At 48.8% G+C, this 22,944-nt stretch carries 16 protein-coding genes; 8 read left to right on the top strand and 8 right to left on the bottom strand.

The features are described from left to right. Positions 1–128: 128 nt before the first annotated feature. Positions 129–596, bottom strand: a complete 468-nt coding sequence (locus ABD931_RS04710) for a lipocalin family protein (protein ID WP_345264442.1) — start codon at positions 594–596, stop codon at positions 129–131. 230 nt (positions 597–826) lie between these two features. On the opposite strand from ABD931_RS04710, the gene ABD931_RS04705 reads away from it, so the two are divergent. Next, the gene (locus ABD931_RS04705) at positions 827–2,938 is read left to right on the top strand and encodes a bifunctional aldolase/short-chain dehydrogenase (protein WP_345264440.1); all 2,112 of its coding nucleotides are present in this window, start codon (positions 827–829) and stop codon (positions 2,936–2,938) included. Between the two features lie 123 nt (positions 2,939–3,061). Here the strand turns inward: ABD931_RS04705 and ABD931_RS04700 are convergent, their stop codons facing one another. The 6 genes from ABD931_RS04700 to ABD931_RS04675 form a co-directional block, all read right to left on the bottom strand. Then, complete coding sequence (locus tag ABD931_RS04700; RefSeq protein ID WP_345264438.1) at positions 3,062–4,642, bottom strand: DUF7017 domain-containing protein; 1,581 nt, start codon at positions 4,640–4,642, stop codon at positions 3,062–3,064. Then, the gene (locus tag ABD931_RS04695) at positions 4,642–6,840 is read right to left on the bottom strand and encodes an ATP-dependent DNA helicase (RefSeq protein WP_345264436.1); all 2,199 of its coding nucleotides are present in this window, start codon (positions 6,838–6,840) and stop codon (positions 4,642–4,644) included. Before ABD931_RS04695 ends, ABD931_RS04700 begins: the two co-directional genes overlap by 1 nt. 63 nt (positions 6,841–6,903) lie before the next feature. Beyond that, entirely contained in the window at positions 6,904–8,868 is a 1,965-nt protein-coding gene (locus tag ABD931_RS04690) for a response regulator (protein WP_345264434.1), read from the bottom strand. Next, positions 8,865–9,515: a hypothetical protein gene (locus ABD931_RS04685; protein ID WP_345264432.1), complete on the bottom strand. Its 651-nt coding sequence runs from the start codon at positions 9,513–9,515 to the stop codon at positions 8,865–8,867. Before ABD931_RS04685 ends, ABD931_RS04690 begins: the two co-directional genes overlap by 4 nt. 1 nt (position 9,516) lies before the next feature. Continuing rightward, positions 9,517–10,665 (bottom strand): hypothetical protein, encoded by a 1,149-nt coding sequence (locus ABD931_RS04680; RefSeq protein ID WP_345264430.1) that lies wholly within the window; start codon positions 10,663–10,665, stop codon positions 9,517–9,519. A gap of 6 nt (positions 10,666–10,671) precedes the next feature. Beyond that, positions 10,672–11,829, bottom strand: a complete 1,158-nt coding sequence (locus ABD931_RS04675; protein WP_345264428.1) for a reverse transcriptase domain-containing protein — start codon at positions 11,827–11,829, stop codon at positions 10,672–10,674. A 346-nt stretch (positions 11,830–12,175) separates the two neighbouring features. On the opposite strand from ABD931_RS04675, the gene ABD931_RS04670 reads away from it, so the two are divergent. The 4 genes from ABD931_RS04670 (at position 12,176) to ABD931_RS04655 (ending at position 16,940) form a co-directional block, all read left to right on the top strand. Beyond that, the gene (locus ABD931_RS04670; protein ID WP_345264426.1) at positions 12,176–13,186 is read left to right on the top strand and encodes a helix-turn-helix transcriptional regulator; all 1,011 of its coding nucleotides are present in this window, start codon (positions 12,176–12,178) and stop codon (positions 13,184–13,186) included. A gap of 99 nt (positions 13,187–13,285) precedes the next feature. Continuing rightward, positions 13,286–15,016, top strand: a complete 1,731-nt coding sequence (locus ABD931_RS04665) for a sensor histidine kinase (protein WP_345264424.1) — start codon at positions 13,286–13,288, stop codon at positions 15,014–15,016. Positions 15,017–15,114: 98 nt separating this feature from the next. After that, positions 15,115–16,401, top strand: a complete 1,287-nt coding sequence (locus ABD931_RS04660) for a sensor histidine kinase (protein ID WP_345264422.1) — start codon at positions 15,115–15,117, stop codon at positions 16,399–16,401. Between the two features lie 62 nt (positions 16,402–16,463). Then, the gene (locus ABD931_RS04655) at positions 16,464–16,940 is read left to right on the top strand and encodes a response regulator (protein ID WP_345264420.1); all 477 of its coding nucleotides are present in this window, start codon (positions 16,464–16,466) and stop codon (positions 16,938–16,940) included. A 27-nt stretch (positions 16,941–16,967) separates the two neighbouring features. On the opposite strand, the gene ABD931_RS04650 is transcribed toward ABD931_RS04655, so the two are convergent. After that, a complete protein-coding gene (locus tag ABD931_RS04650) occupies positions 16,968–17,858 on the bottom strand; it encodes an N-acetylmuramoyl-L-alanine amidase family protein (RefSeq protein ID WP_345264418.1) in 891 nt (296 codons plus the stop codon). Between the two features lie 164 nt (positions 17,859–18,022). Here ABD931_RS04650 and ABD931_RS04645 point away from each other — a divergent pair, with 164 nt between their 5' ends. The 3 genes from ABD931_RS04645 to ABD931_RS04635 all read left to right on the top strand — a co-directional run bounded on the left by ABD931_RS04645 (position 18,023) and on the right by ABD931_RS04635 (position 22,927). After that, a complete protein-coding gene (locus ABD931_RS04645) occupies positions 18,023–19,666 on the top strand; it encodes a TldD/PmbA family protein (protein WP_345264416.1) in 1,644 nt (547 codons plus the stop codon). A gap of 131 nt (positions 19,667–19,797) precedes the next feature. Next, positions 19,798–21,438 carry a TldD/PmbA family protein gene (locus tag ABD931_RS04640; RefSeq protein ID WP_345264415.1) on the top strand — a complete coding sequence of 547 codons (1,641 nt, stop codon included), beginning with the start codon at positions 19,798–19,800 and terminating at the stop codon, positions 21,436–21,438. Between the two features lie 127 nt (positions 21,439–21,565). Continuing rightward, positions 21,566–22,927, top strand: coding sequence for a TldD/PmbA family protein (locus tag ABD931_RS04635; RefSeq protein WP_345264413.1), 1,362 nt, complete (start codon positions 21,566–21,568; stop codon positions 22,925–22,927). Positions 22,928–22,944: the final 17 nt, after the last annotated feature.

The raw sequence follows: 22,944 nt of genomic DNA, 5'->3' as shown, positions 1-22,944 counted from the left end.
GTTTAGCCAATATTGGCTTGAGAATCGCTTCGATGCTCATGGGTCGTTGGGGAGGAATGGGGATTTCAACCTTACGACCCTTTTGTCATTTTTCCAAATCGAGCCTATAACTGCTCACAGTATTAAACTCATAACTCCTTCCTAAACTCGACCGTGTGGCGGACGACGCCCTCGTTGTCTTTAGAGTCGAAGCCCCACGTCATGGTGCTGCCGTTTACCTTCAGATCATACTCCTGCTGGTTGCCTTTGCGGTCTTTCAGGGTGATCTTCTGATCGGTGGCCTGCCAGGAGGTAGCCGCTGACGAAGCCATTACGACTTTCATCATTAACGCACCCAGGGGGTTCTGACAGCCTTTTATCGGAATGACTTTCACGCTGCCGTCGGCGTTGAAGGTCATTCCCATATCTTCACGGCAACCGCCGTATAAATTCTTGTAATGCTCATACAGATCGGCGATTCCGTTACGAGCCGGGTCAACGCGGTGCGACGACATTCGCCAGGAACCGGTAATATCCGGTGCCCCAACCGGAGCCAGACGCAGGCCAAACAAAGGAAGCAGGCCTGCCAATACTAAATAGACGATGCGGTTTTTCATAGCCTTGGTGGTTGAGCATGAACGTTATACGTTAAATTTCCTGAATCCCTGAGCCAATGTCAATACGGATGGGTATCTATTGTGTGAGCGGCAATACAGCCTCTCCAATAAATATTCCAGAAAAAGTACCCGAGGCAGGAGAGTACATGATATTCAGGTGAAACTATCCTGCTTATTTCGTATCAGCTTAGTACGAATTATTCCCGAAGAGAACCACAGTCAAAAGCAATATGTCAAAAACGCTCACATTCCGCCACGTCAGCTACCTCTGGGACGAGGCCAAAGCCCTGGAGTTGGCCGGCAATGAAGTCGACCTGTTCATTTACCGCTCCAACCTGCTCGGTGCCGATCTGCGGCTCACCAACTATGCCGGCGGCAACACTTCCGTTAAGATTATGGAAACCGATCCGCTGACCGGCCAGCCCGTACCCGTAATGTGGGTGAAAGGCTCCGGCGGAGACATTGGTACACTCACCAAAGCGGGTTGCGCCAACCTGTATGTAGACCGGCTGCACGCCCTGAAGAGCCGCTACCGGGGGCTGGAATTTGAGGACGAAATGGTCGAACTCTTTAACCACTGCCTCTTCGATCCGAAATGCGCGACTCCTTCCATTGATACCCCGCTGCATGGGCTGCTGCCGTATAAGCATATTGACCACCTGCACCCGGATGCCCTCATTGCCATTGCCGCCAGCAAAGACGGCGAAGCCATCATGAAAGAAATTTGGGGTAATCAGATGGCCTGGATACCCTGGCAGCGGCCGGGCTTCGACCTGGGTTTGAAACTGGAGCAGGCCGTACAGGAAAACCCGAACCTGCGCGGCATTATTCTCGGCGGCCACGGCCTGTTTACCTGGGGCGAAACCTCGTACGAATCGTACATAAACACGCTGGAAGTCATTGAGCAGGCATCCGAGTATCTGGAGCAGCGCTACGGCAAAAAAAGCCCCGTATTCGGCGGTGCCCGACTGGAAAACACCGACGAGCAAACCCGTAAAAACCGGGCCGCCGACCTGATGCCAACCCTGCGCGGACTGGCTTCCAGCTACCGCCGGATGATCGGCCACTATACCGATGATGCGCGGGTGCTGGAGTACATCAACTCCAACGACCTGGACCGGCTGGCTCCCAAAGGTACGAGTTGCCCCGACCACTTCCTGCGCACCAAAATCCGCCCGCTGGTGCTGGATGAGCCTGAAAAGCTGGCCCAGAAAAGCGCCGATGAGCTAAAGGCCTATCTGACCGGGAAATTTGAAGCCTACCGCGCCGACTATGCCGCCTACTACGAACGCTGCAAGCACGACAACAGCCCGGCCATGCGCGACCCGAACCCGGTGGTGATTCTGTGGCCGACAGTTGGTATGTTCACCTTCGCCAAAGACAAGCAGACCGCCCGCGTAGCGGCCGAGTTTTACACCAACGCCATCAACGTGATGAAGGGTGCCGAAGCCGTATCGGAGTACGTTGGTCTGCCGGAGCAGGAAGCCTTTGACATTGAATACTGGCTGCTCGAAGAAGCCAAGCTGCAGCGGATGCCGAAGCCGAAGTCACTCTCCGGCAAGATCGCCTACGTCACTGGCGGCACCGGCGGTATCGGCAAAGCCATCTGCGAAGCTCTGTTGCAGGAAGGTGCCTGCATTGTAGCCGTTGACCGCAACCTGTTGGACGAAACCCAGACGGATCTGCGCAAGCGCTACGGCAAAGACAACGCCCTCTCGGCCGCCATCGACGTAACGGACGTAGCCACCATCAACGACTCCCTGCGTCAGGCGACGCTACAGTTCGGCGGGGTCGACATCATTGTGAACTGCGCGGGTCTGTCCATTTCCAAACCGCTGGCCGAAACGACTCAGAAAGACTGGGATATTTTGCAGGATGTGCTGGTGAAAGGGCAGTTCCTGGTCAGCCAGGAAGCGGTAGTAATCCTGCGGAAGCAGGGCCTGGGTGGCGATATCGTGAACATCGCCAGCAAAAACGGCCTGGTTGCCGGCCCGAACAACGTAGCCTACGGTACGGCCAAAGCGGCCCAACTGCACATGAGCCGCCTGCTGGCCGCCGAACTCGGTCCTGAGAAAATCCGCGTAAACACCGTCAACCCCGACGCAGTACTACGCGGCAGCAAAATCTGGGAAGGCGAATGGGCGGCAGGCCGCGCCAAAGCCTACGGGATCTCAATTGAGGAACTGCCGGCGCATTATGCCAAGCGGACGCTGCTCAACGAAGAGATCCTGGCCGAAGACATTGCCAAAGCAGTCCGTGTATTTGTAGACGGTAGCCTGTCTAAATCGACGGGTAACGTGCTGAACGTGGATGGCGGGGTAGCCATGGCGTTTGTGCGGTAAACGTTTCTTGCCATTATTTTCATCATAGGTTAGCGATCAAAGTCCATTAGATATTCTAGTGGACTTTTTATTTTGAGCAAAGCAATAAGAGCATGAGGAATGGTGGTCGTAAAAGGTAGCTAATTAATGGCTAAGTACACGATCTCCCTGGTTTATAGTAAGGGCTTTCCAACCATAAACCTGTTTACCCTTATCAAACGCTAACAACGCAGCGCCGGAAACTTTCGCTTTGTCTTCCAATGAAACCATTTTAAACAGATACAGGGGTATAAAAACATCTTCTACAAAGCCAAAATCTTTCCCTGCTACACGTCTAAGCGAACCATTAAACTCTTTAAACACCTCCCCAGAAGGTTTTTGCTTTGTGAACTTCACCGAAAGCGGCACCCAATACTCTCCATCTTTGCCAGTGCGTTTCTCTAATCGCAGCGCAACAAAATTACCCGGTTGCACACGGGCCATACGCTTTTCAAATTTGAAGTGGCCCGTTACCTCCTTGCTTACCATGAAATGCGCTATTTTCTTTTCGGCGTTAACATTGATTACAACCCCAACCTGCTCAGGAAAGTCGGCATATAATAAGTCATCAGTTAGTGGCAGGTAACGCTGGTAGAGGGCTTTATTGTCTGACAGAGCAATAGCACCTTTCTGCTCCATTTTTTCAATAGTGTCTACTAAACTGACCTTTAGTAACTGAATACCTGTTTCTGCCTGTATCTTTTTTTGTTTTGCTTCTTCAACGTTTATCATAACACCCCACCCCTCTGCCTGTCGCGCTTTTAATGATAGCGTTAACTCTGTCAATGCTTCGTTCTTAAAGCCTGCTTTATTTAACCTCCTGGCCAGCACAACCCGTGCATTTACCAGAAACTTCTCCTGCGTTGGGCAAGTCACGGCCCGGCACAGACAAGCAATCGCTTTCTCCGGTTCATCATGAAATAACTCTGCCAACAAGTCCCACATCCAAAACTCCCGCTGCTTTTTACGCGCAAAAGGCAGTAAGGCTGCTAGTGCGTCTTCTTTTGTGCCGACAACAGTTAACAGCTTAGCCTGGTAATACGACGGATATTGATACTCCGGATGTTCTTCTGCTACAATCTCCAATTGCGCAATTAACGTCTTGACAGCTTCGGTTTCCGGATGGAGCAACAGTTGTTTGGCATACGCAATGTAGGCTTGCTCCGCTAGTGCCATTCCCTTTCTGCCATCGGCAAATATCGTTGGTAGGTAATCTTCCGGACGAAGATTGGTAAGTTGCCACCAGGCCAGAAAATTTTTCAACCCTGCCCAGTTCTTTCCAGTCTTTAGAACTGCTTTTAATAAAGCGGAATACAGCTCTGACGGCTGCTCCAGTACCCATTCCTGAACCGATGCAAATATTAAATTCAGTAGCCCATTGGCATCGCTACCATCAGGTAATGAAAAAAGCCGGCTTACGGCCTGCCAAGTTACATTATTTGTTAATAAGGCTTCCTCAGCCGGATTATCAGCGACAAGGACATTGATAGCGGTCCACTCTTCTATAAACGGCTCCGTTGATTCAGCTTTGGCAACCGACTTCAATCGCTCATAACGAACCCAACCCATAGCCCGCTTATTCCAGATATTATCCGGTTCCGCTTCCAGTAACTCAGATGCAAGACAGAAAGCCTCATCAAGTTGACCAGCTTTACGAAGAGCGTTAATATCCTTTGCTGTAGCCATTATTTTCTCAAGGATAAGACAAACTTGTGTAAATCGTTAAGCAATGCCTGTCCTTTACAATGTTTTGCCAGAGGCCGCGCTTCTTTAAAGAACCCCTGGTCATCATAAACAAAATCAACTACTGCCCGTTCGGTACCACGTTCAAACGAGTAACGCTCCCGGTATAACATAGGAGTTACGTTCGCAATACGGACATCTTTTTCTTGTCCGAACTGTGTAATCTCATCGAACAATATCTGCAACTGTGGCTGATCTGCTACCGGAGTATAGTGCAAGGAGGATTGAGCTAAATCCGAAAGTACCTCCCGCTCGACTACAATGTTTACCGGCTGCTTCAGTGTATGATCAACAAGTGACGCCAGAGCCTGATCGCCACCCAGCATCATGTGCGATTTAATCTGATGCTTTCCGTCAAAATACAATACTGCCCGCGTCAATTTACCAGCCTGCTCAAGAGCTAAGTGCTCCTGAAAAGGCTTTTCTGTAATGGACTTAATAACTACCCCAACACGTTGCAAACGATGCCACACCTCTATTAGCTTCTGCTGAACAGAATCGTTGCGCTGAATCAAGCCCAATTGCTCTAGCCACTGGTCTTCCTTAGTTCCCCACAAAATCATATGCGTTTCGACCCCCTGCGTAGCCATAAACTCGTTAGCCAGTACGGTGTCAATCCATGATAATTTGGAGAATACAGAAAAACTAGGAGGATTGAGGGCCAATAAACGACTGCTTGCCCGTGTAATAGCCGTATAAGCCCAACGGTAAAAGTCACTGTTTGTCAGTTCTTTTTCCGTCTGTTTGTCCTGATACGGATTAAAGTTAGCTACCTTACTATAGTCAAAGCAGATTAGGACATCGGGCCATTCGCTTCCCTGTGCTTTATGGCAGGTGACGGCGTAGCCGTACTTAACCATTAACGCATTAACAAAGGGGTCATTTCGTAAAGCCTCCCTAAACTCATTTGTCTTAGTAGAACGTTGGCCTGTCTCATTACGGTACCGAATAACAAAATCCACAAATAGGGCCTGACTTTCGATGGAATCAAGCCGAGAATGATCAGACAACAGAAAGTTCTCAAATAACCAGGTTGATAAAGTATAGGGCGAGCCGTTATCACCGCGAAACATCACCTCGACCCAACGCCACCGGAGCGTACCGCTGACTGGTCCGGTACTGCGCTTCAGGGTATAACTCCGTTCGACTACCTGATCTGTTACTTCGGCAATCATACCGAATGTACCATTCATCACACCTAGCCGAATGTTATTCATCCCGGCAACAACCAGGTCACCCTTTTGCAATACAGGTGCCTTAGGCCCAAATCGTTCTTTCCGAATGCATTCGCTGAGATCCTTTGCCGTTTTGTTTTTGTAGCAAATTACCACCTTCCGTGTACTGGCCTGCTGATAGGCCGACATAAACGCTGCCCAGGACAATGTTTTTACATCAATACCATTGTCAGGAACAGCGAAATGAGTGAACCGGTTAGCTGTGATACAACGCCTGACGTTGGTTGCCAATTCTAATACTCCGCTCTGCCCTCCCTGACGAACAACGTCCCGCAACTCGGCGGTGCGAACATTCAGTTTATACGTATCGGCAAAGTACTGTTCATCCAATGCCGGTGAAAAAGCCATCCCCACCGGCGGCAACTGGGCCGGATCACCCACAATAAGTAATTGGGTACGGACATTAGGTTGACCAATCTTCCCAAACTGCAATAGATCATGAAGTACCCGACCAGAACCGAAGCGAAAAAACTCACTATCGGCATCCACATCCGACAACATAGAGCCCTCATCCACAATAAACACCTGGTTCACAATATCCGCATCACTCCGGAGCTTATAAACAAACCTGAACAGTTCTCCACCCTCCTCGCCAACTGTCTCAATTGTATCAAGATCATGAAAACTGTAAATACTCTTGTGGATAGTCTTTGCTTCCACCTTGGTCTTTTCACTCAGTACCTGTGCCGCCCGGCCAGTCGGAGCCATTAAGAAAGCATCACGTTTAAGCGTATTAGCGGTATATTGGCAAATACCTCTTAGCAGCGTCGTTTTACCCGTACCCGCATAGCCTTTCAGAAGAAACACCGGATCGCAACTCTTCAAAAATGCCTCAACCTCCACTGCCACCTTGCTCTGGGCATCGGTTAGGTTTAGATTAGTGAAGTAGAGCAAGATTTGAGACATCAAAAAGCGAAATTTTATTTGTAAAGCAAAGGTCTGACAATGAAATGCAGTATTTGTGCATTTTCACTTAGGAGCAATTAAAAATTCAACAACTTCAAATAAGTCGGCAATTCGTTCTTGCCAAAATTCTTCATTCTTTCCACCAATCTTTCTATCACTCTGAAGGGTTCGGGAAAATCCCGACAAATAGTTCGGTTCAAATAAATCGCTATGAGTCAGCCAAAGCTTATTTCTTACATCATTTGCCTCTTTAATCAAACATAGATATTTATCTCTTTCTAAATCGCTAATTGAATTTTTTTGGCATAATGATATTATAAGGAAAGCCACTTGACTAAATAAGGATGTCTGAAAACTAATCCAGCTCGGGGTTGGCAAAAAATCTCTTGACTGGCTATCACTTAGCGCTAATGTAAAGTAAGGTGGGGTATTTGAGTCATATCTAAGCGGTGAAACTTCAATATTGTTATAGAAGTCAACATAAACGTAATTAGTAAAACGTTCTTCCCACCGGTATTGCCTTCTAGCATATCTTGTTGTTCTGCTGTAACAAGAGGCAGTAATATCATTGAGACAACTCCATAATGTTAAGTATGCTGTTTCATATTGGTCATAATAAAACTTAGAATGATCGAAATCTGTTTGCTCAAATGCTTTCTTTAAGATACCGACGAACATTTCTAATCTTTCAGGTATTCTATCGCTAAATTTGGTCGAATAAGTAATCGTTCTATCTCGATAGCTATGCTCATTAATAATATTTGATTGCCTTAACCTTTTAATTCTATACCAATACTTTTTTAATAAAAAGCCTTTGTTTATACAATTCTTTGTAGTTCTAATAAAATTTTCTAAGTTGAATTTAGAAAAATTAGGATCATTTCGACTTTCGGGAAATTCCTTAACAAAGTACCCATCAACGCCTAATTCATATAGTTCATCCATATTTGTTGCTTTAGTAGAAGCAGTAAACATAATTATAGGTATAATTGGATTAGCTTCTTTAATATTTATAAGAACTTCTTTACCGTTCTCTACAATAGGATTACTTTGATTAGCTTGATTTTTGGGTAATCTTAAATCTAAATAAATTAAATCATACTCATCGATTGGAAGTTTACCATCCTTCTCATACAATAAATTAACAACGTCATCAGCATACTCAAATGCATCTATTTTAACTATACAGTCTCCTTTCAACAAACACTTTTTCAATATTCTTTCAATAGAATCTTTCCATCCTTTATCGAAATTATCATCTATTAATAGAATTTTTAAATTACTGTTTATTTTCTCTTTATATAATTCTTCACTAACTGGCGCTGGCGTTTTAGACGAACGCTGTAAGTAAGTAAAATATAGGTGTTTTCGATACTCATGAGCCGGCTGAATCCCAGCAGCTTGAATAAGGCGATATGCACCCCAATCATTAGTAACTTGGTGATTTGTTCCCTCTGGCTTTTGAATGGGAATTTCAGGACTTTCAAAACTTGTAAACTGAAATAGATCTACCTCATTCTTTCCATCTTTAATTAAATCAGAGTACAGCTTTTCAACTTCTTGAAACAATAAACTATCGTTCTTTAAATAACGTTTTTCTCTATCCTGCTCAGGAGTAAACCTAACCCCTTTACTAAACAAAGGAGCTAGAGGTTCCCACTCCTGCTGAGTTTTTGGCATGAGCTTATCAATTACTCGATCGGTTAAAACAATTATTGGAAGTTGATTCAATCTATTGTTCTCATGAAGGCGAATATGAGCAATTAGCCTTATTCCACTATTAGGATAGCCTGGAAGCAAATTTTGTTGGATTATTAAGAACGGTATAGCATCGTGCTCAAGAACTTCGCAAATACGGTTACATAACCAATCTAACTGTTTATCATCCTTATCTTCTCCGTCAACATCTTTCGCCACTTGCTCTCCAAAGAATATCCATCGACACTCACTAAGCATGGACTTGTTTGAAAAGTTGTTGTTTGCTACGAGTAAGAGAGGCTCAACTTCAAATTGGATATGTAATTTCATAGGAATAGACGTCTGTATGCTTGGTTTAATATTTCTTCCATTCTATCATTAAACTCTGGAAAATAATCAAAACTATTGGATTCAACCTTTAACTCTTCTAACTCTTCTGTAGTAAGTAATAAACCGAATTGTAAATTACTCCACCAGCTTTCTGAAAGATAGTTCTTCCAATCATCGATTTCATCGATTTGACTAATAAGGTTTTGGTAAATTTTCTCTAAATAGTTACTCGGACCATCTCTCAATATAGAAACCTCTAAATAATCGAAATTTTCAATAAGCTTAACAAAAGGCAAAAAATTATTGTATAATTCTCTTCTACCTAACCCATTCTTATCTGGGATATAGGACCCTGCAAAGCAGTACATTTTTTTCTCATAATCATCCAATAAGTCAGAAATAACTTTTCGAGGAATCATTGGTTTATCGAACGAAGCATGAACAAATATTATATCATAATTATTAAAATCAGGAACCTCGTAAGTTAAGCCACTCTTAGAATTTATTTCCACTATAGGAGGCAAAGTAGACAAAAAGTCTATTTGCACATTTTTCAAGGTTTTAACTTTTTCCGGTAATTTTTGCGTTTCAAAACGAGGAACGTGGTTCTCATATACATCATCAATAAACAATATTTTTCGTTTCATTTTAATGATAAAATGTAAGCTTATGAGAAAAACCTGAAACAGTTTCGTCTGTCTTTTCAATTATAACACTCCCCTGATTTATGCTATTCAACATATCTAAACGATAAGTATATCCATCTACAAACCGAGCAGCAATCTCCCAATCACAAAGAGACCATAAATTTTGCACGATTCCCTGCAAATCACCTGACTGGAACAGATACTCAGGTTGCTTATCACACCATGATTCTTCATCAATAATTGTTAACACAGTCACTAAACCTTTGTTTTCATTTTTCTTATAAACTGAGTCCACATTAACTTTCTTTTTATGAAAATTCTTATCATTAAGAGCTTCACCCTTCCAATTAGATTTTTGAATTATTAACCTGAATATTGACTTAATTGCATCCTTGATACGGCGTACATCTGTCATGATAACCATATTCGAATCAAATTTTTTAAAATCTGGATTAAAGTGAATAGTAGAGTCACTTAACCATGTGTTTTCAAATTGACTTCTTAGATCATTAAGTATTGAAGGAATTAATGTTTCGCGGAAGTGAGTCTCAACAGAAGAATCATTTCCAAATCTTATAGATTTAATGAATTCTTGTACTTTTCTAGTAAGTGTAGCTTCCTCAAATAGTGGGTGCTTCTGGTTTTTATCCCAGTATGATAAACCATATTTGGTATATACATCCATCAAATCTTTACGTATATGTACCCATAACCAATAGGGAATTCTAGTATCTCTAGAAAATTTAGTATAATCTCTCTCGCTTGGGAACAATTCATTTTCAATTTTATTAAAAGTAGCTCTTAAATCAAACCCTTCTTCGTTATAAGGTGGGTGAACTAGCTCCCGAAGCCCAGTTTCATTAACACGTCTAAAATTTTTTAGAAACTCAGTAACATATTTAGGCTGATGGGGACAGTATTTAGTATAATCTTTATCGTTCGAAAATTTACGCTTACTCTCAGAAGTCTGATCAAGCTGATTTTGTACTATATCTTGATTAGTCTTATCTTCTACTATTTCCTCCACCTCCACAACATCATAAAACCGGCTCTTCAGCCGCTCGATTCGGTCGGTTTGCCCTTCCTGCTCTTCTAGTTTGTCTATTTCCCGCTGAATACCGATTAGAAATTGAATTTTTCGAGCATCCATAGTTGGCTATAGAGATTTAAACTGTTCAAAGACTACCATCGCTCTTTCAATCCCATCTTTCTCCCAAATATCTAAAATTTGCTCTAACGAAACAGGTTTAGCATCGGTAGTTTGTCCCAATAAATTTTCAAACTCCTGCTTATAGCGCAGATATAAGGCATCCTCTCTGCCCCGAACCATAAGCAGGTAGTTCAATTTTCCCTCTAGCACCGATTGTAGGCTTGGTTTCCCTTTGCCACCCTTGCCTTTACTTATGCCTTTGGTAAGGTCGCGCTCCTGCTCATAGCTTAGCCGGAACCGCTTTTCGGCCTCATCGTAGCCAAGAGCCTCCCAATTGTTTAGCATTGCACGTACAGTGCGCAGATACCGCCGGCTTACGTTTACTTTCTCGTTCACCACCAGGCCCGTTACCTCCTGCCGGTACCCTCTTCGTTGCAGACGTGTTTTGGCCGGATGAACGGCAAACCGCTGATCGGTAATGATCCGCTCCAATTCGCGGCAGAATTCACCATCTGCCTGGTAGATGTTCGTGTACGAGGAAAACGTTATGTCATCGGCATAGCGGGAGTAGGTAGCACCAAAGCGTTTAGCCAGGCCTGTGAGTCGCCGGTCCAGCTTTTGACAGATAACATTCGTCAGAATGGGCGATGTAGGAGCTCCCTGGGGTAAAAATGCCCGTGCTGGCTCTTCCGGATTGCGCACACAGCACAAATTTGCGATGAGAAACGCCAACGGCTCCCGTTCTCCATCCAGTAGGAATGGTGGCAATTTTAGACAAGCCTTTACCCGTTGAAAATCTATGGCCGGAAAAAAGTCCTTCAAATCAAGGTTGTACACGTAGGGCCGGCCAACATGCGGTAAAGCGTTACCGGCAATACTTCTCCCTACGGCAAAGCCATTAGCTGCCGGATGCGGGGCAAAAACACATTGAAATACCAGATTGAGGCACCGCTGAATCGTTTTTAGCGGTCCAACGGGTGCATATATCATGCGCTCACCACCACGTTTCTTAGGTATGTTAAATGACTGGTACCGAGTAGCCTTTAGACTCGTATTGGCATACCAGGTCAGCGATTTAAGTTTGATAGGCTTTTCGTTGCCTTTCTCAAACAGCAGGGATTTAGCCAGGTTCAGCAGCACTAGTAAGTCCTCTTTGGTTTGCATATTTGCAAACTGCTGGCGAATCGTATCTATGTGCTGCTGATCTACTGGCATAGTGGATAAATCCTGAACCGCTGCTCCCGGAGCATTTGCTCTGGTAATCTTTGTGTATGCATCATTTAATTAAATAATAAGTAATAAGATAATTAAGAGTCTCAGGTCTGCAACCTTATAAACTCCAATTACCCAACCACTTTTAGCCCGGCGAATGCCAGGCCACACGGCGAAACGCACGTGCAATACTCAATACCTTACGGGTAGCGGCTCAGGATGTGAAAGAACTTTTGGCAAAAGTATTTGCCCGAAATGCAGTGTTTATGCATTTTGCCGAAAGATTCTAAAAATTTGTATGGCAACCAACAAAAACGCCAGCTTTCGCTATAGGGTCCTCAATGAATGCTTTCGCGACGGCTCACGACGATGGACTATAAAGCGACTGGTGGAACATTTATCTGAGCAGCTTAACGAACATTTTGGCATAGAAAAAGGTATAGCTGAGCGTCAGTTAAAAGGCGATATTAACATCATGCGCAGCCTGCCCCCAAGAGGCTTTGATGCACCTATCATATGTAGGAAGGGAGTCTATTTTTATGATGATCCTAATTTCAGCATCGAGAAAAAAGCATTGAACTCCGAAGACATTGAAAATCTAACGGAAGCGGTTGCGCTACTCAGGCAGTTCCAAGGCTTACCCCACTTCCGGGAAATCGACGCTATTCTGACCAAAATTGAAGGCAAAACCATTACCAATGATCCGGAGGAAGCCATCATCTCTTTTGAAAATACGCAACTGACCAGAGGCTATGAATGGTTCAACCCGATTTACACGGCAATTCGGCAGGAGCAGCCACTTGAAATTAGGTATCGAGCCTTCCTTGCACCTGAAGATGAAGTTTTTACAATGCACCCATATTATTTGAAGGAGTACCGGGGACGGTGGTATGTCTTTGGTCTGGTAGCCGAAAAAGATCTCATCTACAACCTTTCTTTGGACCGCATTGTCGATGTGACCAATGCCCGTTGCCGCTTTAAGAATAACCGGACTTTTAATCCTTCCACCTACTTCAAGGATATAGTTGGTGTAACACGACCGAATGGTAAACCAATAGAAACGGTCTTATTGCGTGTTCACACTGATACTGCTCCATTTTTGGAAACACGTCCTATCCACTCTTCCCAAATTCGTTTACCTGCTGAAGGAGACCTTGTGCTTTTTCAATACCACATAGTGTCCAATTATGAATTTCGAGCGGAAGTTCTGCGCTTAGGTGCCGCAGTGGAAGTGCTTGAACCTGAATGGTTAAGAGGTGAGGTAGCTAATCAGATCCAAATACTGAGCGCAAAGTACAATTCTGCTTAGCAATTGGAACATTTTATTATAATGAACGGCTACTGTCAACTTCTCTCCTATCTTTAAGTAATTTTCGCGTAGCTCACTATCCAACACGACCTGCTGTGGATGAATCTTAAAACCATTGCGCCGTATCTGTTGTCTTTTCTGCTGCTGGTTACTGTCGTCTTTATTGACCGGTCCAGCTTTAACGCCATGCAGGAGTATATCGGGGAGGTAGACCATACTCGGGAAGTGATTACCTCGCTGGAGCGGCTGGCCAACCATCTCAAGAGCGCTCAGATCTATTCACCCTCCTACGCCGGCATCTCCCGGCAACGTTTCTACCAGTTGTATAAACAGGAAGCCGACAGCGTGTCCGGAGACCTGGTCCGGCTTCAGTACCTGGTCCGGGCAGATACCGCCCAGGCCCGGCGTATTGTCGCCATTGCCCGGCTCATTCACCAGCACCTGCCGGTGCTCATGCAGTATAATATTGTTGAAATCATCCGGGCGGGTGAAGACTGGCGGCTCAACGATCTATATGTAATCCACAGTGCCATCAATGAAGCCATCCAGTTGGAAAAGGCGCAGCTACTGGCGCAAAAAGAAAATCTGGACCGGTCTACCGTCATCAGCAGCCGGTTAACGACCATCTTTTCGATCCTGGCCATTCTGATTATCCTGCTCACCTTCGGCATGAACCTGGTACTGAGCCGTCGCCGGCGGTGGCTGGAAGGCTTCCTGGAATCAGTGCTTAATACCTCCCGCAACGGGGTTATTTGTTACCAGGCCGTCCGCGAGAAAAACCAGATTGTCGATTTCCGGATACTGTTTGCCAATTATGCCACCCACGAACTTCTGGACGCCGAACCGGATCTCATCATTGGAAAAAACCTGACCGAACTCCCGCCGGTATGGCAGGATCCGGAAGTGCTGGCGCGGTTTAGGTCGGTTGTGGAATCGGGGCAGCCCCAGCAGTTTGAGAGTCTGTACAGGCGCAACGAAGAGCCAATCTGGCTGTATGTGGTGCTGGGCCGGCTAAACGATGGCCTGACGGCAACCTTCCACGACATTACCGAGCTCAAACGCTACCAGGAAGACCTACAGCTCAATATTCACCAACTGAGCCGCTCCAACGAAAACCTCCAGCAGTTTGCCTACGTGGCCTCGCATGACCTGCAGGAACCGCTGCGCAAAATCCAGTCGTTCAGCAGTCTGATCGTGAGCCGGTACCGGGATCAGATCGACGAGGACGGCAAAAGCCTGCTGGTGCGCCTTCAGCACTCGGCCGAGCGGATGCAACGGCTGGTGCAGGGCCTGCTGACGTATTCCCGCCTAACCACCCAGCCGCTGCGAATGGCTCCCGTCAACTTGTCGGCGGTCCTGTCGGAGGTGGTGAGTGACCTGGAGGTGATTATCCAGGAAAAGCAGGCCGACATTATTATTGACTCACTACCGGTTGTTGACGGTGATGCGGTACAGTTGCGGCAATTGTTTCAGAACCTGCTGTCGAACGCCCTGAAATTTGTGGCTCCCGATGTAAAGCCCAGGGTAAACATAAAAGCGCGGCCCCTGGTGAAAGCAGATGAGCTGCCGCAGTACGACCATAACAAGCCGAAACGGTACATTGCCATTGAGGTACATGACAATGGTATTGGCTTTGATCTCAAATATCAGGAACGTATATTTCAATTGTTTCAGCGACTGCACGGCAGAAGTCAGTACGAAGGCACCGGAATCGGTCTGGCGGTTTGCCGGAAAGTGATTGACAATCATCAGGGATATATCCGCGTAAACAGCCGACCGGGTAAGGGCACTACATTTACCGTTTATCTGCCTGAAAATTCCAGTATTTAACCAAACACGAGGGTTCGGCAATGCGTTTTCTACCCAACCGGCTCTCTGGGTGGTCGTATGCTGCTGTTTACGTAAATACCGGAGCAACCCGGCCTGGCATGATAAGCAACCAACCAACAACAAAGGTATTCGAAGAACTGGCCACCTTTTTGTTTGTGCGCCGGGAAGCCATCCTCAGTACGTGGCGCTCCCTGGTCCAAAGTGACCCCAAACTTCAGATGGCTACTTCCCTCACCCGCACGGAGTTCAACAACCAGATCCCTAAGATTCTGGAGCATATGGAAACGCAGATCCGGCAGGGCTATCAGGAGAAATCAGTTCAGGAGGAGGAAAAAAATCTGGCCGCCGAACATGGGTTACACCGCTGGCAGAAAGGCTACAAACTAAGCGAGGTGCTCACAGAATGGAGCCACCTACAGGTTTCTATACTTCGGGAAATCGACAATTTTCAAAGCCAGTTACCCAGCCCTTCGTTAGCCGAATGTGCCCACGCCCGCCTGATTGCCGGTCAGTTACTACATGAAGGCATTGTCGGCAGCATAGCCCGGTATGATGAGCTGAAGCAGGCCGAAGCTGCCGGGCGTGTCTATGAACTGGAAAAAGCGCTGGACCAGTTAAATGAACTGACCAAACAACGGGGCGAAATGCTCCGGATGGCGTCTCACGACCTGCGGGGAACGTTCGGCGTTGTTCAGGGTGCTGCCCAAATGCTGAATATTACCTCAGGCGATCCGCAGCGAAACCATACCACCGAAATGCTGCAGCGAAACCTGAGGCAGGTGCGGCAGATGGTAGCCCAGCTTATGGACCTGTCGCGGCTGGAGGCCGGCTACGAACAGGTACAGTTAGCGTCATTCGACGCGGCCGGTATGCTGCGCCGGCTCAGCGAAAGCCTCCAGCCCGTTGCCCAGGAGCGGGGCCTGTTCTGGCATGCCGAGGGACCCGAGCACTTGATGGTGCAGGGTGACGCCATTAAGCTACAGCGGATTGCTCAGAATTTGTTGTTAAATGCCCTCCGCTTTACCAAGACCGGCGGGGTGGTATTAACCTGGTCGGTAGATGAACGGGCGGGCCGCTGGCTGTTCAGCGTCAAAGATACCGGCCCCGGTGTGTCGCCCGGATCAGTAGCTATTCTGGTCAATAAATTAAAAGGCGGCTCTGTTTCCAGCCGGCCCATCGTTGAACGGCCTGCGACAGACTATGACGCGGAGCCGAATGAACCAGCCCCCGACGCTGTTTCCCATCCCTCCCTATTAGCCGGGGGCGAAGGCGTTGGTCTGTTCATCGTCAAACGGTTGTGCGAGTTGCTCGGTGCCAGTCTGGAACTTGAATCCAATCCTGGTGTGGGCTCTTTAGTAACCATCTCTTTCCCAACAAACTATTAACTGATATATTTGCGTAGGGCGGCCTCCTGTTAAATGTATAGTGACTTCCAACTCCTAAGCGAATGGCAAAAAACGCGTATATAGCCGGAAACAGGCAGGGTGTTGGCCAAACACCCGTTCTGGTGGTTGAAGATAATGCAGACCAGTGGACCATTATTCGGGAAGCGCTGAAAGAATGTTTTCCGGAAGCGGAACCGATTTGGGTCAGCAATGCCGGTCAGGCCCTGGCATACTTGCAGGAAGCCAGAGCGGGAGGAGGCCGAATGCCTAAACTGATATTCCTGGATCTGTACTTACCCCATCGCGAGGATGGCTGGAAACTGCTGAAACAATTGAAAGAGCCTGAATCGGGTTTTTCCCTCTTGCCGGTGGTGGTGCTGAGCCACTCCAGCCAACCGGAAGATGTGGAAGAAGCGTACGATTTCTGGCTGACATCCTACGTGGTAAAACCCCTCGATTACGACCAGTGGATCAATTCGCTGACCGCCTTGCGCAACTACTGGTGGAATGTGGTTACTCTGCCCGGTCAGCCGGGGTAAATGGCGCACCTGCTCCCTGCGGCACCATTACCTTGCCTTATACTCCTGGATAAGCCCCTGGCAGATCCAGTTGGCTAGAGCCTGCCGGTTATCGGCAATCACAAACCGACGCTGGTCTTTGTCGTTCCGGATATTGCCTAGCTCGATAAAGACGCTCGCCGGGTGGCTGTTTCGAACTTCGTAGAGGCTGCTGCGGGTAGATACGCTACCGACGTAACCACGGCCTGGCTGGTTTTGGTGGTATCGGGCACTAAAGGTTCGCTGTAGCGTTTTGGCCAATTTTTTGCCGGCAGCACTCTTTTCGTGGTGATAAAAAAAGACATCTATGTTCTGGCTCACGCTCCGGCTATCAACGTGAATAATCAGCAGCCGCTGGTAGGCACCCCGGTGTTGCGCATGGAGCCGGTTGCCCGCCTGCACCCGCTGCCGCAGCCGGGCAACCTGGTTCAGGGGAATCGGCAGGTTCGGATACGTCACTTCATCGGTATCCATGCGCAGCACAGCCTCATCCCGAATGCCGTCGTTGCGATCCTGCACCAGCATATACACGTTGGCTCTGTGTTCCATCAGGTTGCGGGCCAGCCTTAGGGTTACATCGTAAGCGTATTCATCTTCGGCCAGACTGTACCGCCCATACTGACCGACGGCGCCGGGGTCTGGGCCGCCATGACCCGGCGACAGGTAATAGACCGCCCCCCGAAGCTGATTGCTTTTTACTGCTACCCGCGCATACCTCGGCCCGAATAATGATACCGTCCGTATTGCCGATGCCTCCGGTTTTGTGGCGGGTTTCGTAGGACGGGCCAATTTTTTGGCGGGTTTAACGCCCATGCCGTAGGCACGCTGGCCATCGGCGGTAGAGGAGCAGACCAGTAAACAGATGAGCGACAAAACGGCAGGTACGATAATGTTCTTCATATTCCTACAAAACTAGTACCTCACGTTGGCCTGACTACCATTTTTTACCATTTTAGGCGGAATTTGCGAGTAAACGGTTATTTTTCTATCGTATATCATTAGATTTATGGTTATTTTTGAAACTTCACCTGGACAAACCAACCTAAGACATCCGTCAACACACTATGCGAAGAAGAGATTTTATCCAGTTATCGGGGCTGGGACTAGGGGCCATACTGATCCCTTCCGTGCCCGTGCTGGGCGACGAGGTTTCGGCCGCCCAACTGCTGGAACCCGGTGCCGATGCGGCTACCAAAAAGAAAATGGCCGACATTGCCCTCAACGCAGCCCGCAGTAAAGGAGCCTCCTACACCGACGTTCGCATCGGCCGCTATCTGCAGCAATACCTGTTTACGCGGGAGAAGCAGGTGCAGAATATCGTCAACGCCGAATCCTATGGCATTGGTATCCGGGTCATTGCCAATGGCACCTGGGGGTTTGCAGCTACCAGCGACGTATCGGCCGACGGCATTGCCAAATGCGCCGTAACAGCTGTAGCCATTGCCAAGGCCAACTCAAAACTACAGAAAGAACCGGTTCAACTGGCTCCGCAAAAAGGCGTAGGTGAGGTAAGCTGGCAGACACCTATCCGGAAAAACGCTTTTGAAATTCCCGTTAAAGACAAAATTGATCTGCTGATGCGGGTAAACGGGGCGGCTATGGCCAACGGAGCGGGCTTTGTTACCTCCAACCTCTTTTTCATCAACGAGCAGAAATACTTTGCCTCCACCGACGGCTCGTACATCGATCAGGATATTCACCGCATCTGGCCTACGTTTACGGTAACGGCGGTGGATAAGCAGGCCGGCAAATTTAAGACCCGCGACGCCCTCAGTTCTCCGATGGGTATGGGCTACGAGTACCTGGATGGCATTGCTTCCGAGAAGATCGCCGGCCCCAACGGTCTGGTCAGCTACCGCAACTCGTACGATATGGTCGAAGATGCGACCGCAGCCGCTAAGCAGGCCAAAGAGAAGCTGACGGCCAAAACGGTGCAGCCGGGCAAATACGACCTGGTGCTGGACCCGAACCACCTCGGCCTGACCATTCATGAATCCGTTGGGCACCCCACCGAACTTGACCGGGTGCTGGGCTACGAAGCCAACTACGCCGGTACGTCTTTTGCGACGCTGGATAAATGGAAAACCAAAAGCTTCAACTACGGCAGCAAACTGGTCAATATCGTGGCCGATAAAACGCAGCCCAACACATTGGGCACCGTTGGCTACGATGATGAGGGCGTACCGACCAAAGAATGGGATCTGATCAAAGACGGTATCCTGGTCAACTACCAGGCCATTCGGGATCAGGTGCAGATCCTCGGCCAGAACGAATCGCACGGCTGCTGCTATGCCGACAGCTGGAATACCATTCAGTTCCAGCGCATGCCGAACGTATCGCTAAAGCCCGGCACTGAGAAGCGGAGTGTTCAGGACATGATCAGGGGCGTCGACAAAGGCATCTACATCCTCGGCCGGGGCTCCTACTCCATCGATCAGCAGCGGTATAATTTCCAGTTTGGCGGGCAGTTGTTCTACGAGATCAGGAACGGGGAGATCGCCGGTATGCTCGACGATGTGGCCTACCAGTCGAACACCCAGGAATTCTGGAATTCCTGCGCCCAGCTCTGCGACAAAGACGATTACCGCACCTTCGGCTCGTTCTTCGACGGCAAAGGGCAACCGTCACAGGTCAGTGCCGTTTCACACGGCTGCCCTACCACGCGTTTCAACGGGGTGAACGTAATTAATACGGGGCGAAAGATATAATTTTAATTTAAGGTTTGAGCGGAGCCGCCCGGCGGTTTAAAGTTTGAGGTTGGCTGACGCATTTTTTATCTACAAACTACAAACCGCCGGGCGGCCCCGCTCAAACGTCAAACCTCAAACCTCAAACCATCTTGAACCGTCGAGATTTTAATCAACTCCTGAGTATGGGCGCAGCGGGCATCCTCATGCCCGCCCTGCCCGCCTTCTCCCGCACCGTCGACGCCGAAGCGCTGCTCGAACCCGGCCTGGATGTGTCGGTGAAGAAACGCCTGGCCGATGCCGCCCTGAACGCAGCCAAATCGAAGGGGGCCACCTACGCCGACGTTCGGATTGGCCGCTACCTGAACCAGTTTGTCCTCACCCGCGAAAACAAGGTGCAGGGCATTATCAACTCGGAATCATTCGGTGTGGGCGTTCGGGTCATTGCCAACGGCTGCTGGGGCTTTGCTGCGGTAGGTGATGCCCGCGATGAAGCCGTGGTCGCCAAAGCAGCCGAAAAAGCTGTAGCCATTGCCAAAGCAAATGCCCGCCTGCAAGCCGAGCCGGTGCAACTGGCTCCGCAGAAAGGCTTTGGCGAGGTTAGCTGGAAAGCACCTGTCAAACGAAACGCCTTTGAGGTGCCCATCAAAGAGAAGGTGGATCTGCTGCTGTCGTGCAACGCGGCCGCTATGCAAAACGGGGCCAACTTTGTCAACAACGTCCTGTTCCAGGTCAACGAGCAGAAGTATTTTGCCTCCACCGACGGCACCTATGCCGATCAGGACATCCACCGCATTGGCCCCAGCTTCACCGTCACGGCGGTTGATCCGCAAAACGGGCGGTTTGCCACCCGCAACTCGCTGAGTGCGCCGATGGGCATGGGCTACGAGTATTTGCAAACGAATCCGGCCGACAAACTTACCGGCGTTACCACCCGTTACAACAAGGGGTACGACATGCTGGAAGATATTACCGCTGCCGCCAAACAAGCGAAAGAAAAGCTGTCGGCCAAATCGGTGGAGGCCGGCAAATACGACCTTGTTCTAGACCCCTCGCACCTGTGGCTGACCATTCACGAGTCGGTGGGTCACCCGCTGGAACTGGACCGGGTGCTGGGTTACGAGGCCAATTATGCCGGTACCTCCTTTGCCACCCTGGACAAGCTCAAAAGCGGAAATTTCCAGTACGGCAGCAAACAGGTCAACCTGGTGGCCGACAAAACGCAGGTGGGCTCGCTGGGGGCTGTCGGCTGGGACGATGAAGGCGTCAATACCAAACGCTGGGATCTGGTCAGAAACGGTATTCTGGTCAACTACCAGGCCATTCGGGATCAGGTACACATTCTGGGCGAAAAAGAATCGCATGGCTGCTGCTACGCCGACTCCTGGGGCACCGTACAGTTCCAGCGAATGCCAAACGTATCGCTGGAAGCCGGAAAAACCCCTTTATCGGTGCAGGACATGATTAAGGACGTTCAAAAAGGCATTTACATCATCGGCGACGGCTCGTTCTCCATCGACCAGCAACGGTATAACTTCCAGTTCGGCGGGCAGTTGTTCTACGAAATTAAAGACGGTCAGATCGCCGGTATGCTGAAAGACGTGGCGTATCAGGCCAACACCCGCGAATTCTGGAATTCCTGCGTTGCCGTTTGTGATGAGCGCGACTACCGGCTTGGGGGTGCCTTCAACGACGGTAAGGGGCAGCCGGCCCAATCGAGTGCCGTATCGCACGGTAGCGCCACAGCCCGCTTCAACGGTGTCAATGTGATTAATACAGCGAGGAAGATATAATTTTAGTTCGAGGTTCGAGGTTTGAAGTCTGTACGGGGCCGCCCGGCGGTTGCTTCGGCTATTCAGCCATTTGGTGGCATCGCCAAACTTCAAACCTCGAACTTCAACCTTCAAACTTCAAACAACCATGGCCATTCTAACCAAAGAAGAAGCAAAGAAGATCATCGATAAAGTACTGGCTTATTCGAAAGCTGATGAAATGAGTGTGAGCCTGACTGGCGGGCGTACCGGTAACATTCGGTACGCCCGCAACTCAGTCTCAACCAGTGGGGAGTCCGACAATATTGCCCTGGCTGTCACGGCCGTATTTGGCAAACGGTCGGGTACGGCTACTATCAACGAGTTTGATGATGCCTCGCTGGAGAAAACCGTGCGTCGGGCCGAAGAAATTGCCCGGCTGGCCCCCGAAAACCCGGAATATATGCCAATGCTCGGGCCACAAACCTACCTGGACCCGAAAACCTACGCCGAAAGTACGGCCAAGATAAACCCGGATTTCCGGGCACAGGCGGCTTTTGACAGTATTGATCCCTGCCGGCAGAAAAACCTGACAGCGGCCGGCTACATGGAAGACACTACGTCGTTCGCCTGTATCGGCAACAGTAAGGGACTCTTCGGGTATAACCGGTCGACGGGCGTTGACTTCTCGATTACCGTCCGCACCGCCGACGGCTTAGGCTCGGGTTACGCCAACCCCGACGTTACCGATGTATCGAAACTCGACACCAAAGCCACCACGCAGATTGCTATGCAAAAGGCCCTGGCGTCGGTCAATGCGCGAGCCCTGGAGCCGGGTAAGTACACCGTTATTCTGGAACCAACGGCGTCGGTCGAACTGCTGCAGAACATGATGCGGAGCATGGACGCCCGGAACGCCGACGAAGGGCGCAGCTTCCTCAGCAAGAAGGGGGGCGGCACCCGCTTAGGCGAAAAGCTTTTCGACGAACGGGTTACCATCATTACTGATCCCATGAACGCCGACTTACCCCTTTCGCCCTTTGGCGGAGGAGGTGGCGGTGGTGGACAAGGGCGCTTTGGGGGCGGAGGAGGTGACGGCTTGCCCCAGGAAAAACGAACCTGGATCGAGAATGGCGTGGTGAAGAATATGTTCTACTCGCGGTACTGGGCCGACAAGAAGGGCGTTCAACCAATACCCGCCCCCGGTGGCTTTATCATGCTGGGCGGCAACCAGTCGCTGGCCGATTTAATCAAAACCACCGACAAAGGTATTCTGGTGACACGTCTCTGGTATATCCGGGCCGTTGATCCGCAAACGCTACTGTATACTGGCCTGACCCGCGACGGAACGTTCTACATTGAGAACGGGCAGATCAAGTTCCCCGTAAAAAATTTCCGCTTTAACGAAAGTCCGGTCATCATGCTCAACAACCTGGAAGCCCTGGGCAAGCCGGTTCGGGCGGGGGGCAATCTGATTCCGCCGATGAAGATTCGGGACTTTACGTTTACGAGTTTGTCAGACGCTGTTTGAATTATTGTTTCAGGTTT

Origin of the sequence: Nibrella viscosa (assembly GCF_039541875.1) — a bacterium.
Classification (GTDB): domain Bacteria; phylum Bacteroidota; class Bacteroidia; order Cytophagales; family Spirosomataceae; genus Nibrella; species Nibrella viscosa.
Note: the sequence above shows the minus strand (reverse complement) of the source record. Positions and strands in the feature narration are given on the sequence as shown.

Bases quoted from the DNA above. Each gene is read 5' to 3' on its own strand.
- ABD931_RS04710 (WP_345264442.1), bottom strand. From the start codon at position 596: ATGAAAAACCGCATCGTCTATTTAGTATTGGCAGGCCTGCTTCCTTTG.
- ABD931_RS04705 (WP_345264440.1), top strand. From the start codon at position 827: ATGTCAAAAACGCTCACATTCCGCCACGTCAGCTACCTCTGGGACGAG.
- ABD931_RS04700 (WP_345264438.1), bottom strand. From the start codon at position 4,642: ATGGCTACAGCAAAGGATATTAACGCTCTTCGTAAAGCTGGTCAACTT.
- ABD931_RS04695 (WP_345264436.1), bottom strand. From the start codon at position 6,840: ATGTCTCAAATCTTGCTCTACTTCACTAATCTAAACCTAACCGATGCC.
- ABD931_RS04690 (WP_345264434.1), bottom strand. From the start codon at position 8,868: ATGAAATTACATATCCAATTTGAAGTTGAGCCTCTCTTACTCGTAGCA.
- ABD931_RS04685 (WP_345264432.1), bottom strand. From the start codon at position 9,515: ATGAAACGAAAAATATTGTTTATTGATGATGTATATGAGAACCACGTT.
- ABD931_RS04680 (WP_345264430.1), bottom strand. From the start codon at position 10,665: ATGGATGCTCGAAAAATTCAATTTCTAATCGGTATTCAGCGGGAAATA.
- ABD931_RS04675 (WP_345264428.1), bottom strand. From the start codon at position 11,829: ATGCAAACCAAAGAGGACTTACTAGTGCTGCTGAACCTGGCTAAATCC.
- ABD931_RS04670 (WP_345264426.1), top strand. From the start codon at position 12,176: ATGGCAACCAACAAAAACGCCAGCTTTCGCTATAGGGTCCTCAATGAA.
- ABD931_RS04665 (WP_345264424.1), top strand. From the start codon at position 13,286: ATGAATCTTAAAACCATTGCGCCGTATCTGTTGTCTTTTCTGCTGCTG.
- ABD931_RS04660 (WP_345264422.1), top strand. From the start codon at position 15,115: ATGATAAGCAACCAACCAACAACAAAGGTATTCGAAGAACTGGCCACC.
- ABD931_RS04655 (WP_345264420.1), top strand. From the start codon at position 16,464: ATGGCAAAAAACGCGTATATAGCCGGAAACAGGCAGGGTGTTGGCCAA.
- ABD931_RS04650 (WP_345264418.1), bottom strand. From the start codon at position 17,858: ATGAAGAACATTATCGTACCTGCCGTTTTGTCGCTCATCTGTTTACTG.
- ABD931_RS04645 (WP_345264416.1), top strand. From the start codon at position 18,023: ATGCGAAGAAGAGATTTTATCCAGTTATCGGGGCTGGGACTAGGGGCC.
- ABD931_RS04635 (WP_345264413.1), top strand. From the start codon at position 21,566: ATGGCCATTCTAACCAAAGAAGAAGCAAAGAAGATCATCGATAAAGTA.